At 38.9% G+C, this 16,712-nt stretch carries 17 protein-coding genes; all 17 read left to right on the top strand.

Going from position 1 to position 16,712, the window contains the following annotated elements; translation table 11 throughout:
• Window positions 1-30: 30 nt before the first annotated feature.
• The 17 genes from ispE (at window position 31) to CKK03_RS19165 (ending at window position 16,651) form a co-directional block, all read left to right on the top strand.
• Window positions 31-900, top strand: a complete 870-nt coding sequence (gene ispE / locus CKK03_RS19250) for a 4-(cytidine 5'-diphospho)-2-C-methyl-D-erythritol kinase (RefSeq protein ID WP_099364144.1) — start codon at window positions 31-33, stop codon at window positions 898-900.
• 54 nt (window positions 901-954) lie between these two features.
• Window positions 955-1,815, top strand: coding sequence for a pur operon repressor (gene purR / locus CKK03_RS19245; protein ID WP_099353522.1), 861 nt, complete (start codon window positions 955-957; stop codon window positions 1,813-1,815).
• Entirely contained in the window at window positions 1,812-2,186 is a 375-nt protein-coding gene (locus CKK03_RS19240; protein WP_099353521.1) for a RidA family protein, read from the top strand. The genes purR and CKK03_RS19240 overlap by 4 nt, the downstream gene beginning before the upstream one ends.
• 143 nt (window positions 2,187-2,329) lie before the next feature.
• Entirely contained in the window at window positions 2,330-2,620 is a 291-nt protein-coding gene (spoVG, locus tag CKK03_RS19235) for a septation regulator SpoVG (RefSeq protein ID WP_010285377.1), read from the top strand.
• Window positions 2,621-2,925: 305 nt separating this feature from the next.
• Window positions 2,926-4,305, top strand: coding sequence for a bifunctional UDP-N-acetylglucosamine diphosphorylase/glucosamine-1-phosphate N-acetyltransferase GlmU (gene glmU / locus CKK03_RS19230; RefSeq protein WP_099364143.1), 1,380 nt, complete (start codon window positions 2,926-2,928; stop codon window positions 4,303-4,305).
• Window positions 4,306-4,322: 17 nt separating this feature from the next.
• Window positions 4,323-5,276: a ribose-phosphate diphosphokinase gene (locus CKK03_RS19225; protein ID WP_099364142.1), complete on the top strand. Its 954-nt coding sequence runs from the start codon at window positions 4,323-4,325 to the stop codon at window positions 5,274-5,276.
• Between the two features lie 95 nt (window positions 5,277-5,371).
• Window positions 5,372-6,013 carry a 50S ribosomal protein L25/general stress protein Ctc gene (locus tag CKK03_RS19220; protein WP_099364141.1) on the top strand — a complete coding sequence of 214 codons (642 nt, stop codon included), beginning with the start codon at window positions 5,372-5,374 and terminating at the stop codon, window positions 6,011-6,013.
• A 63-nt stretch (window positions 6,014-6,076) separates the two neighbouring features.
• Entirely contained in the window at window positions 6,077-6,640 is a 564-nt protein-coding gene (gene pth, locus CKK03_RS19215) for an aminoacyl-tRNA hydrolase (RefSeq protein ID WP_099364140.1), read from the top strand.
• Window positions 6,641-6,927: 287 nt separating this feature from the next.
• Window positions 6,928-7,158 (top strand): anti-sigma-F factor Fin, encoded by a 231-nt coding sequence (fin, locus tag CKK03_RS19210; RefSeq protein ID WP_099353516.1) that lies wholly within the window; start codon window positions 6,928-6,930, stop codon window positions 7,156-7,158.
• A 154-nt stretch (window positions 7,159-7,312) separates the two neighbouring features.
• Complete coding sequence (mfd, locus tag CKK03_RS19205; RefSeq protein WP_281254537.1) at window positions 7,313-10,849, top strand: transcription-repair coupling factor; 3,537 nt, start codon at window positions 7,313-7,315, stop codon at window positions 10,847-10,849.
• 232 nt (window positions 10,850-11,081) lie between these two features.
• Window positions 11,082-11,618 (top strand): stage V sporulation protein T, encoded by a 537-nt coding sequence (spoVT, locus tag CKK03_RS19200; RefSeq protein ID WP_099364139.1) that lies wholly within the window; start codon window positions 11,082-11,084, stop codon window positions 11,616-11,618.
• Window positions 11,619-11,865: 247 nt separating this feature from the next.
• Window positions 11,866-13,491 (top strand): putative polysaccharide biosynthesis protein, encoded by a 1,626-nt coding sequence (locus CKK03_RS19190; protein ID WP_099364137.1) that lies wholly within the window; start codon window positions 11,866-11,868, stop codon window positions 13,489-13,491.
• The gene (yabN, locus tag CKK03_RS19185) at window positions 13,488-14,936 is read left to right on the top strand and encodes a bifunctional methyltransferase/pyrophosphohydrolase YabN (protein ID WP_099364136.1); all 1,449 of its coding nucleotides are present in this window, start codon (window positions 13,488-13,490) and stop codon (window positions 14,934-14,936) included. Before CKK03_RS19190 ends, yabN begins: the two co-directional genes overlap by 4 nt.
• A 14-nt stretch (window positions 14,937-14,950) precedes the next feature.
• On the top strand, window positions 14,951-15,211 hold the full coding sequence (locus CKK03_RS19180) for an RNA-binding S4 domain-containing protein (RefSeq protein ID WP_099364135.1): 261 nt from the start codon (window positions 14,951-14,953) through the stop codon (window positions 15,209-15,211).
• Window positions 15,212-15,323: 112 nt separating this feature from the next.
• Window positions 15,324-15,629 carry a sporulation protein YabP gene (gene yabP / locus CKK03_RS19175; RefSeq protein ID WP_099353510.1) on the top strand — a complete coding sequence of 102 codons (306 nt, stop codon included), beginning with the start codon at window positions 15,324-15,326 and terminating at the stop codon, window positions 15,627-15,629.
• Window positions 15,626-16,261 carry a spore cortex biosynthesis protein YabQ gene (gene yabQ / locus CKK03_RS19170; RefSeq protein ID WP_099364134.1) on the top strand — a complete coding sequence of 212 codons (636 nt, stop codon included), beginning with the start codon at window positions 15,626-15,628 and terminating at the stop codon, window positions 16,259-16,261. The genes yabP and yabQ overlap by 4 nt, the downstream gene beginning before the upstream one ends.
• Window positions 16,262-16,276: 15 nt before the next feature.
• A complete protein-coding gene (locus CKK03_RS19165) occupies window positions 16,277-16,651 on the top strand; it encodes an FtsB family cell division protein (RefSeq protein WP_099364133.1) in 375 nt (124 codons plus the stop codon).
• The last annotated feature ends 61 nt before the right edge of the window (window positions 16,652-16,712 follow it).

Raw genomic sequence — 16,712 nt, 5'->3', positions numbered from 1 at the left:
TTGAATTTTACGTTTAAAGCAGGTGTTTTCATGAAATTATTAGTTAAGGCCCCGGCAAAGATCAATTTAGCGCTCGATGTATTGCATAAGCGGCAGGATGGTTATCATGAGGTGCGGATGATCATGACTACCATCGATCTATCGGACAGGCTTGAATTATCCAATTATGAGGGGGATGAAATTAAGGTCGTTTCCCATAATCGTTTTGTACCGGATGACAGCCGTAACCTCGCTTATCAGGCTGCAAGCCTACTGAAAAAGCGATTCGGTGTAAAAAAGGGCGTCGTCATTTCGATTACAAAATCCATTCCAGTAGCTGCAGGGCTCGCTGGTGGAAGCAGTGATGCAGCCGCAACGTTAAGGGGACTAAATAAATTTTGGAACCTTGGACTTAGTTTAGATGAACTAGCATCGATTGGTGCTGAAATTGGCTCAGATGTGTCCTTTTGTGTCTATGGTGGGACAGCCCTTGCAACTGGCAGAGGTGAAATTATAACAGAATTACCTGCACCTCCACATTGTTGGGTCATTTTAGCAAAACCAACAATAGGGGTCTCAACAGCAGATGTTTATCGGAACCTTTCAATTGATCAAATCAATCATCCAGATGTGGATGGGATGATTCGAGCAATTGAGATGAAGGACTTTGGCGGGATTTGCGATCGTGTCGGTAATGTATTAGAAGATGTAACTCTAAAGCTCCATCCAGAAGTAGCAAACATAAAGGATCAAATGAAACGGTTTGGTGCGGATGCAGTTTTAATGAGTGGAAGTGGACCTACTGTTTTTGGGCTTGTTCAAAGAGAATCTAGAATGCAGCGGATTTATAATGGATTGCGTGGCTTTTGTGACCAGGTTTATGCAGTTAGATTGCTTGGTGAGCGAAATAAGGTTGAATAAAGACGTATATTAATGGTATATTATCTATAAAATATTCGGTTTTTGGAGGCGTCCATGAAATTTAGACGGAGTAGTAGACTTGTTGATATGACAAATCACTTGCTTTTACATCCACAGCACCTTGTTTCTCTTTCTTACTTTGCTGAAAAATATGATTCTGCTAAATCCTCAATTAGTGAGGATCTAGCCATTATCAAGCAAACGTTTGAGCAGCAAGGAATTGGAACATTGATAACAGTGGCAGGAGCTGCTGGAGGGGTGAAATTTATTCCAATGGTCGGGGAAGAAGAAGCAAGTGAGGTTGTTGAGGAACTTTGTAAGGTGATAGCAAATCCAGATAGGCTTCTTCCAGGTGGGTATTTGTACCTTACTGATATACTTGGAGACCCGAGAATTGTTAATAAAATCGGGAAAATCTTTGCTTCTATATATTCAAATCATGAGATTGATATTGTTATGACTGTTGCAACAAAGGGAATTCCATTGGCATACGCAGTTGCCTCATATCTCGACGTTCCTGTTGTAATTGTAAGACATGATAATCGCGTGACTGAAGGCTCTACTGTGAGTATTAATTATGTATCCGGATCTACAAAGCGGATACAGACAATGGTATTGGCTAAGCGGAGTTTGAAGGAAGGAGCAAATGTCCTAATTATCGATGACTTTATGAAAGCTGGTGGAACTGTGAAAGGAATGGTTAGTATCCTGGAAGAGTTCAATGCAAACGTTAAAGGAATCGGTGTCCTAGTTGAATCTGAAGGTGTCGAAGAAAGACTAGTGGATGAGTACATATCCTTAGTAAAACTTACAGAAGTTGATGTGAAAGAAAAACAAATTAAAGTTGCTGTTGGAAATTATGAATCATACCTACGACAAGTAGAAATTGAAGATGAAATGGGGGAAGAAGAATGAGGCAGGTACAAACGGATCAAGCACCAGCTGCAATTGGACCATATTCACAAGGAATTATTGTAAACAATATGTTTTTTAGTTCAGGGCAAATTCCACTAACGCCAGCTGGTGAGCTAGTAAGTGGAGGAATAAAAGAACAAACGGTACAGGTTTTTAAGAATCTACAAGCAGTTTTAGCTGAAGCGGGCGCATCCCTAGATACAGTTGTTAAAGCTACTGTATTTATTAAAAATATGGATGACTTTGCTGAACTAAATGAAATTTATGGGGAATTCTTTGCTGGGCATAAACCAGCCCGCTCTACTGTTGAAGTTGCAAGACTCCCTAAAGATGTTTTGGTAGAAATTGAGGTAATCGCACTCGTGAAATAATAGCGTTTCTCACTAACATTCTGTTCATTCACAAAAAAGTATGAATCTTTTTAAAAAAATATTTAATATTTAGCAGGAGATTCCGATTTTTCGTTGAATATGAATAACTAAGTTTTTATATAGTCAAGAAGGTGGTGAACAGAATGGAAGTGACAGACGTTAGATTACGCCGCGTTAATACTGAAGGTAGAATGAGAGCGATTGCATCAATTACGTTAGACCATGAATTTGTTGTTCATGACATTCGTGTAATCGATGGCAACAATGGTTTATTTGTTGCAATGCCGAGCAAACGTACTCCAGATGGCGAGTTTCGCGATATCGCTCATCCAATTAACTCAAGTACTCGTGGAAAGATTCAAGATGCTGTACTAGCTGAGTATCACCGTTTAGGTGAAGTAGAGGTTGAGTTTGAAGAAGCGGGAGCATCATAAAATAAAAATTTATTACATCGAAGAGCCTACATACACGATAGGCTCTTTTTCTTTCCCTCCTTACCCCCAATACACTTTTTCCGGTTAAAAAAACATGTATTTCTTTAGTTTTCTTGAAAATGGTCTCTTTTTAAGATATATTCGAAATGGATAAAAAGGTTTAACTTTATGCAATCGAGGATTCCATAAAGTTAAAGCCTCCGGCGGAGACATGCGATTTATAAAGGTAAATTTTCGAGCGGACTCGAAAATCTGGGCGCATATTCACCGAGGCGAATTTGATTAGGTTAATTGGAGGCCTGAACATGACAAAACGATATGGCGTAATTTTGGCCGCAGGGCAAGGAACGCGCATGAAATCTAAGCTTTATAAGGTTCTGCACCCTGTATGTGGAAAACCAATGGTGCAGCATGTAGTAGATCAACTTTCAACATTATCCTTACAAAAACTTGTGACAATAGTTGGACACGGAGCAGAAAAAGTAAAATCACAAATTGGAGATAAAAGTGAATACGCCCTTCAAGAAGAGCAATTAGGTACAGCGCACGCTGTTATGCAGGCAGCAGACCACTTAGCGAACGAAAAGGGAGTAACATTAGTTGTTTGTGGAGATACTCCGCTTATAACAGCAGAAACGATGGAGGCGTTATTAAAACAGCATGAAGATGTTGGCGCTAAAGCAACAATCCTAACAGCTGTGGCTTCGGAGCCAACAGGTTATGGGAGAATTGTCCGTAATGCAGAAGGACATGTGGAGCGTATCGTAGAACATAAAGATGCAACAGAAGAAGAACGAACAATTACCGAAATCAATACAGGTACATATTGTTTTGATAATGAAGCACTATTCGAAGCGCTTTCGAATGTATCTAATGACAATGTACAGGGCGAATATTATCTTCCAGATGTCATTGAAATTTTGAAAAATAAAGGCGAAATCGTATCTGCATTCCAAACAGCTTCATTCGAAGAGACACTTGGAGTGAATGATCGTTATGCCTTATCTCAGGCAGAAAAACTAATGAAACAAAGAATTAATAAACAGCACATGGTGAATGGTGTTACCATTATCGATCCGGACAATACGTACATTTCATCAGATGCTAAAATTGGTTCAGACACTGTTTTACATCCTGGAACTATGATTATTGGGGATGTTGAAATTGGTTCGGACTGTGAAATTGGTCCAAACTCAGAATTAAAGAACTGTAAGATTGGTGAACGTACAGTTATCCGCCATTCAGTTGCACATGATAGTAGTATTGGAAATGATGTCGCAATCGGACCGTTTGCGCATATCCGTCCAGCATCACAAATTAGTGACAAAGTTAAAGTTGGAAACTTTGTTGAGCTGAAAAAAGCTGTTTTTGGTGAAGGAAGTAAAGTATCTCACTTAAGCTATATTGGAGACGCTGAGGTTGGCACAAATGTAAACATTGGTTGTGGCTCTATCACTGTCAACTATGACGGAAAAAATAAATTCTTAACAAAGATCGAAGACAATGCATTTATTGGATGTAATTCAAATTTAGTGGCTCCAGTTACAGTTGGCGAAGGAGCATATGTTGCGGCTGGCTCAACGATTACAAGTGAAGTTCCTAGCAACGCCCTTTCAATAGCTAGAGCTCGTCAAGTTAATAAAGAGAATTATGTAGAGATCTTAAATCAAAAGAAAAATTCCTAATGGAGGTCAGTAAGATCATGCCTAATGAATACCGTGACTCAAGTTTAAAGGTATTTTCGTTGAATTCGAATGCACCTTTGGCTGAAGAAATCGCTAAGTCAATTGGTGTTGAGCTTGGGAAATGCTCTGTAACACGTTTTAGCGATGGAGAAATCCAAATTAATATTGAAGAAAGTATTCGTGGATGCGATGTTTTTGTCATTCAATCAACGAGTGCTCCTGTAAATGAGCATATCATGGAAGTATTAATTATGATTGATGCACTAAGACGTGCTTCTGCAAAGACTATAAATATAGTCATGCCGTATTACGGGTATGCAAGACAAGACCGTAAAGCACGTGCACGTGAGCCAATCACTGCAAAGTTAATTGCAAATCTGTTAGAAACAGCAGGTGCTGATCGCGTTATTACGTTAGACCTTCATGCACCACAAATTCAAGGCTTTTTTGATATCTTAATTGACCACCTAATGGGCGTGCCAATTCTATCCGACTATTTTAAAGCCAAAAATCTTGAGGACATTGTTATCGTATCTCCAGACCATGGTGGGGTTACACGTACACGTAAAATGGCAGATCGGCTAAAGGCCCCAATCGCGATTATAGATAAGCGTCGCCCAAGACCAAATGTGGCAGAAGTGATGAATATCGTTGGTAATATTGAAGGGAAAACGGCAATTCTGATTGATGATATTATTGACACAGCAGGGACAATTACTTTAGCAGCAAATGCACTTGTTGAAAATGGTGCTTCTGAAGTCTATGCATGTTGTACACACCCTGTATTATCAGGACCAGCAATCGAACGAATTCAAAATTCAAAAATCAAAGAATTGGTTGTAACCAATACTATTTTATTACCAGAAGAGAAGAAAATCAGTAAAATCAAGGAGCTTTCTGTAGCTCCGCTAATCGGTGAAGCAATAGTACGTGTTCACGAGCAACAATCAGTGAGCACACTATTTGATTAAGAAAGCTCCCTTTTCTTTTAAAAAAGAAGGTTTACTTCATCATCTTTAGGGGAAATTTAGTAATATGACTAAATCTTCCAAGGATGGTGTATAGAATGTCTGTAGTTTTAGAAGCGACAGAACGAGTAAAGGATAAAAATTCCACATTAACAAAGATTAGACAAGCTGGAAACATCCCAGCAGTCTTAAATGGGCCGAATCAAAGTCAACCCATTTACGTAAATAGTGCAGACTTTTTAAAAACGATTCGCACCACTGGTCGTAATGGAATTATCAAACTTTCAATTGAAAATAACCAGCATTCCGTTATGCTACAAGAAGTTCAAACAGACCCAATAAAAAGTGAAATCATTCATGCAGATTTCCAAATCGTAAACATGTCAACAGAAGTGACAGTTGATGTGAATATTAATTTAGTTGGGGAAGCGTCTGGAGTGAAGGATGGCGGGGTGCTTCAGCAGTCCATCCATTCAGTATCCATTTCTGCACTTCCAACCGATATTCCTCAAACAATTGATGTGGATGTGTCAAACGTAGAGGTTGGAGATGTTGTTAAGTTAGAGGACATTGATACAATAGGTAAATTTACAATCAACCAAGATACTTCACAGGTTGTGGCTTCTGTTCTTGCACCAAGACAGGAAGAAGAGATTAGCACAGGCGAAGAGCAAGAGCCTGGCGAACCTGAAAACCTAGAGGGTAGAGAAACAAACGAATCTGCAACTGAAGAAGGCTAAAGAAAAAGGTTGGACGTAACCAAAACGGTTACGTCCTTTTGCCATAACAAGGTGGGGGAAAGAATGAAGTTGATAGTAGGGTTAGGAAATCCTGGTAGGCAATACGAGGAGACAAGACATAACGTTGGGTTTAAGGTTATTGATGAGCTTTCAGATCAATTACATATACCGCTAGATAAGGCAAAATTCAACGGAGTATTTGGTCAAGGCATGGTGAATGGGGAGAAAGTTCTACTTTTAAAACCTCTTACATATATGAATTTATCGGGAGAAAGTATCAGGCCACTCATGGATTATTATGATATTCTAGTTGAAGATATACTTGTTGTATATGACGAACTTGACATACCCGTAGGAAAAATTAGACTGCGCGAAAAGGGAAGTGCTGGTGGCCATAATGGAATGAAATCCATTATTCAGCATTTAGGCACTCAGGAATTTAAGCGTATCCGAATTGGAATCAATCGCCCGACAAACGGCATGAAGATAGCTGATTATGTCTTAGGCCGTTTTCCAGCTGATGAGTTGCAGGATATTAAAGATGCAATACAAAAGTCCGCGGAAGCTGCAGAAAAATGGGTGTCAACATCATTTTTACAAGTAATGAATGAATTTAATGCAAAGTAGTGTAGTATGATAAACTATATTCAGTGGGGTTCACCCCCTCTGAATATAGTTAAAGCCTCCGGCGGATGCCACGATTTTTCAAAGGAAGTTTTTCGAGCAGTAAGATCAAAGACTAAGAACGCCACTTCCTGTGGCAACGTCTTTGTGACCCACCTCGTATGGGCCTAAAAATCGGGCACAAATACGCCAAGGCGCATTTGATTAAGTGGTAGTGAATAAAGAATCCCAACGCGGTTTATACTAGAATGTGTAAACTATGTACGTATCCGTAAAAGAGGAGGATTCTTATGTCACTACACTACCATTGTCGACATTGTGGTGTGAAGGTTGGAAGTATTGATAACCTATCCCTACATAGTGAGAGTCTTGGGTTTCATCAATTAACAGACCAAGAACGACAAGAGATGATATCATACGAATCAAATGGCGACATTCATGTAAAGACAATATGTGAAGATTGTCAGGAAGCGTTGCAACGGAATCCTGATTTTCATCAATATGAATCATTTATTCAATAAGAGGAAAAGCTTTGGCCTTTGCAACCAAAGCGTTTTTCTATTTATGTAAAAAGGCGTGAAGCTCCATTTTACGAGATTCAACATCCAATAAATGAATCTATTTAAGCACGCATTACTACTATACATGCAAAAACTTCGAGAGGGGGTTTCCGAGTTGCTTAAGGGACTACAACAATATGTTGGGAATAATGATGAGTTAAAGTCAATTATAAATGGAATTGAAGGAGGCTTACGTGAACAATTAATAGCTGGTATATCTGGTTCAGCTCGAACTGTGTTTGCGGCAGCTCTCTATAGACAAACAAATCGACCGATATTGGTCGTTACCCATAATTTGTTTCAGGCACAGAAGATTTATGAGGATTTAAACGGTCTTTTAGAAGAAGATGAGGTTTTCCTATATCCTGTGAATGAATTAATTGCATCAGAAATAGGAATTGCGAGCCCAGAGCTAAAAGGCCAGCGTATTGAAGCTCTGAACTATTGGAGTCATCAATCAAAGGGTGTTATTGTTGCTCCGATAGCGGGTTTAAAGAGACTCCTTCCGCCTAAGAAACTATGGAATGAAAGTCAGCTGACATTTACAGTCGGACATGATATAGAAGTGGAATCTATATTAGAAAAACTTGTTGCGATGGGATATGAACGTGTATCAATGGTGTCAGCACCTGGAGAATACAGCGTAAGAGGTGGAATTCTCGATATCTATCCCTTAACAGAAGAGAATCCTGTACGTATCGAGTTATTTGATACAGAGGTAGATTCAATTCGCACATTCTCACTAGAGGATCAACGATCACAGGGAAAAATCAACTCGATTACAATAGGACCTGCTACAGAAATTTTATTAACGCCTAAGCATCTAGATAAAGGCGTACATGCATTAGAAGAAGGACTAGCTAAAAGCTTAAAAAAGGTTAAAGATGAGAAAGCAAAAAAACTGCTATTAGAGAACATTTCCTACGAACTTGAGCAGATGAAAAGTGGTCAAATTTTACAGAAAATGTTCAAATATCTATCTCTTGTCTATGAAACGCCTGCTAGTTTACTAGACTATTTACCTAAAAATGGTCTCGTACTTTTAGATGAAATTAGTAGAGTTCAGGAAATGGCTGATAGTCTCGATAAAGAAGAAGCTGAGTGGGTAACAAGTCTTTTATCACAAGGAGAGATTATTCATAACATTACCTTGTCACACCAATTTACAAAGCTTATCCAACAGTCAACCAATCCTTTGGTTTATCTATCTCTTTTTCTAAGGCATGTACCTCATACAAGCCCGCAGAACATTTTAAATATGTCCTGCAAACAGATGCAAAACTTTCATGGCCAGATGCATGTCCTTAAAGCAGAGCTTGATCGATGGCAGAAGGGGAAATACACAGTTGTTTTCCTTGGCTCAAATGAGGACCGGGTGAAAAAGCTGGAACAGGTCCTGTCAGACTATGAAATCGATGCATTTACTAGTAAGAGCGATGGAGATATTTTGCTAGGAAAAGCACAAATCTTACTTGGAGATTTACAAGACGGCTTTGAATTACCGTTACAACGAATCGCAGTGATAACTGAGGAAGAGCTTTTTAAGAAGAAAATGCAGAAAACAAAGCGAAAGCAAAAGCTTTCAAATGCTGAGCGGATAAAAAGCTATTCTGAATTACAGGTTGGCGACCATGTTGTTCATGTAAATCATGGAATCGGGAAGTATTTAGGAATTGAAACCCTAGAGATCAACGGAATCCATAAGGATTACTTGCATATTCGCTATCAAGGTGATGACAAACTCTATGTACCTGTTGACCAAATTGAACAGGTGCAAAAGTATGTAGCATCAGAAGGTAAGGATCCGAAGATTTACAAATTAGGCGGAACTGATTGGAAACGTGTGAAGAAAAAGGTTGAATCCTCAGTTCAGGATATAGCAGATGACTTAATTAAGTTGTATGCAGAGCGAGAGGCAAGTAAGGGATATGCATTTTCTCCTGATGGAGAAATGCAAAGAGAGTTTGAGGCATCATTCCAATATCAAGAAACAGAAGATCAATTAAGATCGATTCAGGAAATTAAAAAGGATATGGAACGTGAACGTCCGATGGACCGCCTTCTCTGTGGAGATGTGGGCTATGGAAAGACGGAGGTTGCCATTCGTGCTGCGTTCAAGGCCATCATGGACGGAAAGCAGGTTGCCTTTTTAGTTCCGACGACAATCTTGGCACAACAGCACTACGAAACAATCCGCGAAAGGTTTCAGGACTTCCCTATTACAATTGGCCAATTGAGTAGATTCCGTTCGAAGAAACAACAAACGGAAGTAACAAAAGGGTTAAAAGCTGGGACAGTTGATATCGTAGTTGGAACACATCGCCTATTGTCTAAAGATATTACTTATAAGGACCTTGGGTTATTAATTATTGATGAAGAACAACGTTTTGGAGTTACACATAAGGAAAAAATCAAAAAGCTAAAAGCGAATATTGATGTGCTTACCTTAACTGCTACACCAATCCCGAGAACACTTCACATGTCCATGCTTGGAGTCCGTGATTTGTCCGTTATCGAAACACCACCTGAGAATCGTTTTCCTGTTCAAACATATGTTGTGGAATACAATGGTGAATTAATAAGGGAAGCGATTGAACGGGAAATGGCAAGGGATGGTCAAGTTTACTTCTTATATAATCGGGTTGAGGATATTGAGCGTAAGGCCGAAGAAATCTCGATGCTAGTTCCGGATGCAAGGATTGCCTATGCTCATGGAAGAATGACTGAGAATGAACTAGAAGCGGTGATTTTGAATTTCCTTGACGGTCAATATGATGTTCTGGTAACAACAACCATTATCGAAACAGGTGTTGATATTCCGAATGTGAACACATTGATTGTTCAGGATGCAGACCGAATGGGGCTTTCGCAGCTTTATCAGCTAAGAGGGCGTGTTGGGCGTTCGAATCGTGTTGCCTATGCGTACTTTACGTACCGTAAGGATAAGGTGTTGAATGAAGTTGCAGAAAAGCGATTACAAGCAATTAAGGAATTTACAGAGCTTGGTTCGGGCTTCAAAATTGCAATGCGTGACCTTTCTATTCGTGGCGCAGGAAATATTTTGGGAGCGCAGCAGCATGGATTTATTGATTCAGTTGGATTTGACCTTTATTCACAAATGCTGAAAGAGGCTATTGAAGAACGCAAAGGTGATACCACTACTGTAAAACCTGCAAATGTGGAAATTGATGTAGAGGTAGATGCGTATATTCCGGATGCGTACATTTCTGATGGCCGCCAAAAAATTGATATGTATAAGCGATTTAGAGGCATCACAGAAATGGAGGATGTCGAAGAATTGCAAGAGGAAATGATTGACCGATTTGGTGAATATCCAGTAGAGGTAGATTACCTATTTAAAATTGCCAAGATAAAGGTATATGCATTGGCAGAGCAGGTTATTTCCATCAAGCAAGCCAAGCAGGAAATTACCATTCTTCTATCAGAAGAGGCAAGCAGTCTAATTGACGGCGGGAAGATTTTTAAATTAGGAAATACATTTGGCCGTATGATTAGCCTCGGAATGGAAGGCAGTAAATTAAAAATTGTAATTCAAACAAAGGGAATTGAGGTAAACCAATGGCTAGGCATTATTCATGATATGGTCAAAGGATTACAAGATGTCAAAAAGGAAAATGTGAATGCTGTTTAACTCAGGTGACATAGGTAAAATTCTAACGAATAGAACCAAAGTCTGAGTTGCTTATAGTTCTTGTGTATGGTTATTTTTTCCTCTATCGAAAAATCACATTCATCGTGAATAGAACTCTGTTGGTGTAAGATACTAAACTCAACAACAAATGGTGATTTATTCAAATCCAGACAAATTGTACATCAATCACCACTATTCTTTAATCATCAGATGAAAGTGAGGCATCATAAGAATGAAGGCAACTGGTATTGTTCGTCGAATTGATGATTTAGGTCGAGTAGTTATTCCGAAAGAGATCCGTAGAACGCTACGTATTAGAGAGGGAGACCCATTAGAGATTTTTGTTGATCGTGATGGTGAGGTTATTTTAAAGAAATATTCTCCGATTAGTGAGCTAGGCGATTTCGCCAAGGAGTATGCAGAGGCACTTTTTGATAGCTTAGGACACCAAGTACTTATTTGTGACCGTGATGCATTTATTGCGGTTGCAGGAGGCTCCAAGAAAGAATACTTAAATAAAAACATAAGCGAACTCGTCGAAAAGTCGATGGAAGACAGAACTTCTATTTTAGAAACAGAAGAGCGCCAAGTATCCATCGTAGAGGGTGCTGACGAAACAATCTCATCATATACAATTGGTCCGATTATTGCAAATGGAGATCCAATTGGTGCTGTTGTCATTTTATCAAAAGAAAAAGCGCTCGGAGAAGTAGAACAAAAAGCCGTCGAAACGGCAGCTGGGTTCCTTGCGAGACAAATGGAACAGTAATCAAAAACGAAAAGTTCTATCCATGGAAAAGGTAGCTATTATAGCTGCCTTTTCTTCCGTTAAGGGTAATTGTCTAGGGAAGTATGTTATAATACACTGGAAATTATTTAACTTTATTCAGTGGGACTGAATAAAGTTTATGCCTCCGGCGGATGCCACAGATTTTCAAATGAAGCTTTTCGAGCAAGCTCGAAAAAATCTGGGCGCAAATACGCCAAGGCGCATTTGATTAGGGAGGAGATGGGCGATGAACGTCCAATCCGAAGAGAGATCAAAGCGAATTTGGGAAGGTGCTTTTGTTCTTACCATTGCCGGCTTGATCACCAAGATACTTAGTGCAGGCTACCGTATCCCGTATCAAAATATTGCAGGGGATATCGGCTTCTATATCTATCAACAGGCATATCCCATTTACGGAATTGTCCTTGTTTTTTCTACATATGGATTTCCAGTGATTATATCAAAGCTACTAGCGGAAAAATTAGAACAAGATGATGAAGCATCTGTCTTGAAGATATTATATATCACCCTACTTACGTTATTAGGAATGGGAATACTATTATTTAGTTTTTTATACTGGGGTGCTGAAGTCGTTGCAGGTTGGATGGGAGACAAAAATCTAACACCACTAATAAAAGTGATTTCATTTTCATTTTTACTCTTGCCGTTTATCTCTGTCTTTCGAGGTTATTTTCAAGGTCATAAGAATATGATACCAACCGCAGTTTCACAAGTAACTGAACAATCGATTCGTGTCGTCACTATTTTGTTCATGTCATTTCTCCTTTTGGATTATGGGTATGGAGCATATGTGGCTGGAGCGGGAGCGATATTTGGTTCGATAACTGGAGGCTTTGCAGCTATTTCCGTTCTCTTGTTTTACTTACTTAAAAGAAAAAAGACTCTTCAGATGAGACCTTTTTCAAAGGCTTCGATAAAAACGATAGAAATTATCAAAATCCTTTTCACCCAGGGGATGACAATTTGCATTAGCGCTTTGTTACTTATTCTTTTTCAGTTGGTTGATTCCTTCACAGTCTACTCTTTATTGATTTCAGGTGGGATAGAGGGGGAAGCAGCAAAACAAGCAAAAGGAATCTATGACCGCGGCCAACCGCTCCTTCAGCTTGGAACTGTGGTGGCGACATCACTAGCATTATCGCTTGTCCCATTAATTGCAAGTGCAAAGGCCCGAAACGACGTAGCTTTTATTGAAGCAAAGGTTGACTTAACATTTCGTCTAAGTATAGTTGTGGGAATTGGGGCGGCAGTAGGTCTTGCTTGTGTCCTCGAACCAACAAATATCATGTTATTTCGTAATGACCTGGGAACAAACATACTCATGATTATCGGTTTATCCATTTTATTTACAACCTTATCCCAATCGATTACGGCTATTTTACAAGGACTTGGCCATCCATTCTTACCAGCGATTGTGGTCATCATCGGAATGTTAGTAAAATGGATTTTCAACCTGTTATTAATTCCAGGATACGGAACAGCTGGAGCAGCTGTTGCAACCTTTGTAGCCTTTGGGATAATATCTGTCCTACATATGGCGATTGTTAAAAGAAAACTCCCTGGTGCGCTACAAAATTGGAGCTTTCTTTATCGTATCTTATTTGCAATGATGGCTATGGGGCTAGTTATTGTTGGCTATCGATGGAGTTTGCATAAGCTGTTCCCAATAGTAGGGGAAAGTCGCATGTTTGCTAGCTTCGAGGCATTGTCCTCTGTATTTATTGGAGGGTTAACCTATTTGTTTTTTATTATTAGAGGGAGTGTATTTTCTGAAGAAGAACTTTCGGAAGTCCCGATTGGATCAAAAGGAACCTTTCTAATTAGGCTAATTAAAGGAGGAAAGAGAGCATGATAACAGTTATTGGCTTAGGTGCTGGATACCTATCACAGCTTCCATTAGGCATTTATCGTAAACTTTTAGCTGCTGAACATTTGTATCTTCGAACGAAGGAGCATCCTGTTATAAAGGAATTAGAAGCTGAGGGAATTAGTTATCGCTCCTTTGACGACATTTATGAAAAACATGACCAATTCGAGGATGTATATGATGAAATAGTCGACATTCTAAGGAAAGAAGCGAAAACAAAGGAAATTGTTTATGCTGTGCCTGGGCACCCGATGGTAGCAGAAAAGACGACTCAGCTTTTACTTGAGGATCAAAATCTTCAAGTGAAAATTGAGGGGGGCCAAAGCTTTATCGACCCTTTATTGGCTTCATTAAGAATTGATCCAATTGAAGGGTTTCAATTCATAGATGCTCTGTCCTTTGAAAAAGATGAAGTACAGCTATCACAGCATATTATTATTTGTCAGGTCTATGATCAATACATCGCTTCAAATGTTAAATTAACACTAATGGAGCAATTACCTGATGATTATGAGATATATATTGTAACAGCAGCGGGCAGTGAGGATGAAAAAATCACTAAAGTCCCGCTTTATGAATTGGATCGAGGAGTAGAGGTGAACAATCTGACAAGCGTCTATGTTCCGCCTGTTCAAGAAGTCGAATCTCTCTATCATGATTTCCGGACTTTCAGAAGAATTATTGCTGCATTGCGAGGTCCTGGGGGATGTCCGTGGGATCAAAAACAAACTCATCAATCGCTAAAGAAGTATTTACTAGAAGAGGCTTACGAGGTACTTGATGCAATTGATCGTGAAGATGATGATCATTTAGCAGAGGAACTAGGAGATGTACTTCTCCAAGTGGCACTGCACGCCCAAATCGGTGAGGATGAAGGCATGTTTACCATTGATGATGTCATTCGTGGAATTTCAGAAAAGATGATTCGAAGGCATCCACATATATTTGGCGATGTAACGGCAGAAACGGCAGATGAAGTTGTGACAAATTGGGAGCAAATCAAACAATTGGAAAAAGGCAGTATTGAGGAAGAAAAGTCCATATTTGATGAGATTACAAAAGGATTGCCAGGACTAATGAAAGCTGTCGAGTATCAAAAAAAGGCAGCGAAGGTTGGGTTTGATTGGGATGCCGTCGAGCCAATGTGGGATAAGGTTTTTGAAGAAATAAATGAATACAAGGCAGCAGTAGAAGAAAAACAAAAAGGAGAAGCCATTCAAGAATTCGGAGATATCCTTTTTGCTTTAGCTAATATAGCTAGATTTTATAAATTTGACCCAGAAGAAGCACTTGCCATGACGAATCAAAAGTTCGTAAGACGTTTTCAATTCATAGAAACAGAACTAAGAAAACGAGGGTTAAAGATAGAAGAGCAAACCCTTGAAGAACTCGATGCAATCTGGGAAGAGGCAAAACAAGCTGGACTTTAGAAAGAGGTGAAATCATGCGTTTGGATAAATTTTTAAAAGTTTCTCGGCTAATCAAACGACGCACGTTAGCAAAAGAGGTAGCAGACCAAGGCAGAATCCTTATTAATGGGATAGCTGCTAAGGCAAGTAGCGATGTGAAAATAGGCGATGAGTTAACAATCCGTTTTGGTCAGAAAATCGTAACTGTGAAAATCGAAGATCTACAAGAAACAACCAAAAAAGAAGATGCAAATAAACTTTATTCCGTCGTGAAAGAGGAAAAAGTAGAAGCGTAAACATTTGATAATCTACCTAAGGCTTGTTCTAAACTCACCCACATTCTCATACATTTTACTATTAAACAAGTGGTTATTTTGATCACTTAAGTATGAATGTGGGGGTTAGAAGATGAACCAATACTACGATGGAACGCCACCGAATAAAGGAACCGTACAAGAGCATGATGTAATTATGAGAAGTCGTAAGCTTCTTGACATAACAGGAGTAAAGCAAGTGGAAAGCTTTGATAATGAGGAATTTTTACTTGAGACTGTTATGGGTTTCCTAGCAATTCGTGGCCAAAACCTGCAAATGAAGAATCTAGATGTGGAAAAAGGCATTGTATCAATCAAAGGAAGAGTCTATGATATTAGTTATTTGGACGATCATTCCACGGAGAAGGCTAAAGGATTCTTTAGCAAGTTATTTAGATGACCCTGTCAACTCAGTTCTATACATTGCTTGCAATGATTTGTATGGGAGGTTGGCTAGGGGCCTCTCTTGATACGTACCAACGCTTTTTAAACCGTTCGAGACGTAAGTATTTCTTTGTTTTTATCAATGACATTTTATTTTGGATTGTACAAGGCCTAATGTTCTTTTATACACTTTTACTAGTAAATGAGGGTGAACTGCGATTTTATGTGTTTATTGCGATATTATGTGGATTCGCCGCTTACCAAAGTTTAATAAAGTCATTTTATGTTAAAGCACTAGAACATATTATTCAAGCTTTCATTCGTCTTTATGGGCTTTTACTTCGTACGGGTGATTTCCTCATCGTTCGACCGATTAAAATGCTGTATCAGCTCATTATTGTGATTCTGCTGGGGATCTTAAATGTCTTACTCGTTTTCGGGAGAATTCTCTTGAAAACCTGTTGGATATTAATCAAAATCTGTTTTGCACCAATCAAGTGGATTGGAATCATCATCTGGAGGCTGTTACCGTCGGCCCTTACGAAAAATGTAGAAAAGATTTTTTGGAAATGTGCAGGATTTTTAAAAAAGGTAGAGAATATCAAACCTATACTGATAAAATGGTGGAAGAAGATTAGGAAACAATAGGAGGCATTCTCTACAATGAGTGCAGTTCGAAAGAAAAATGTAACACAATTACAATCAACGTATATGGAAAAATATAAACAGCAAGAAGAAGCCCTTCAAGTGAAACGAAAAGGCTTGATTAGAAGATTGATTGCATTTGCCATTTTAGTTGCAATCATTTCTTATGGGCTTGTTTCAATGGTTATGTCACAACATAAGACAATGAATGAAAAGGTTGCTGAGAAGGAAAAACTACAAGAGCAACTCACCACACTAAAAGATGAGCAAGTACTTCTTGAAGAGGAAGTCGTAAAACTCAACAATGATGAGTATATCGAAAAAATAATTCGCAGGGATTATTTTCTATCTAAGGAAGGAGAAATTATCTTTAAAGTGGGAGATGGGTCTTAGTCTTATTGACACTCGTTTTTTATATTATGTATAATGAATATAAATGATTTTGTTCAAATTT

This window comes from Fredinandcohnia onubensis, assembly GCF_002734215.1.
In the GTDB taxonomy this organism is placed as follows: Bacteria; Bacillota; Bacilli; order Bacillales; family Bacillaceae_L; genus Ferdinandcohnia; species Ferdinandcohnia onubensis.
This window is presented reverse-complemented; position numbering and strand designations above follow the sequence as displayed.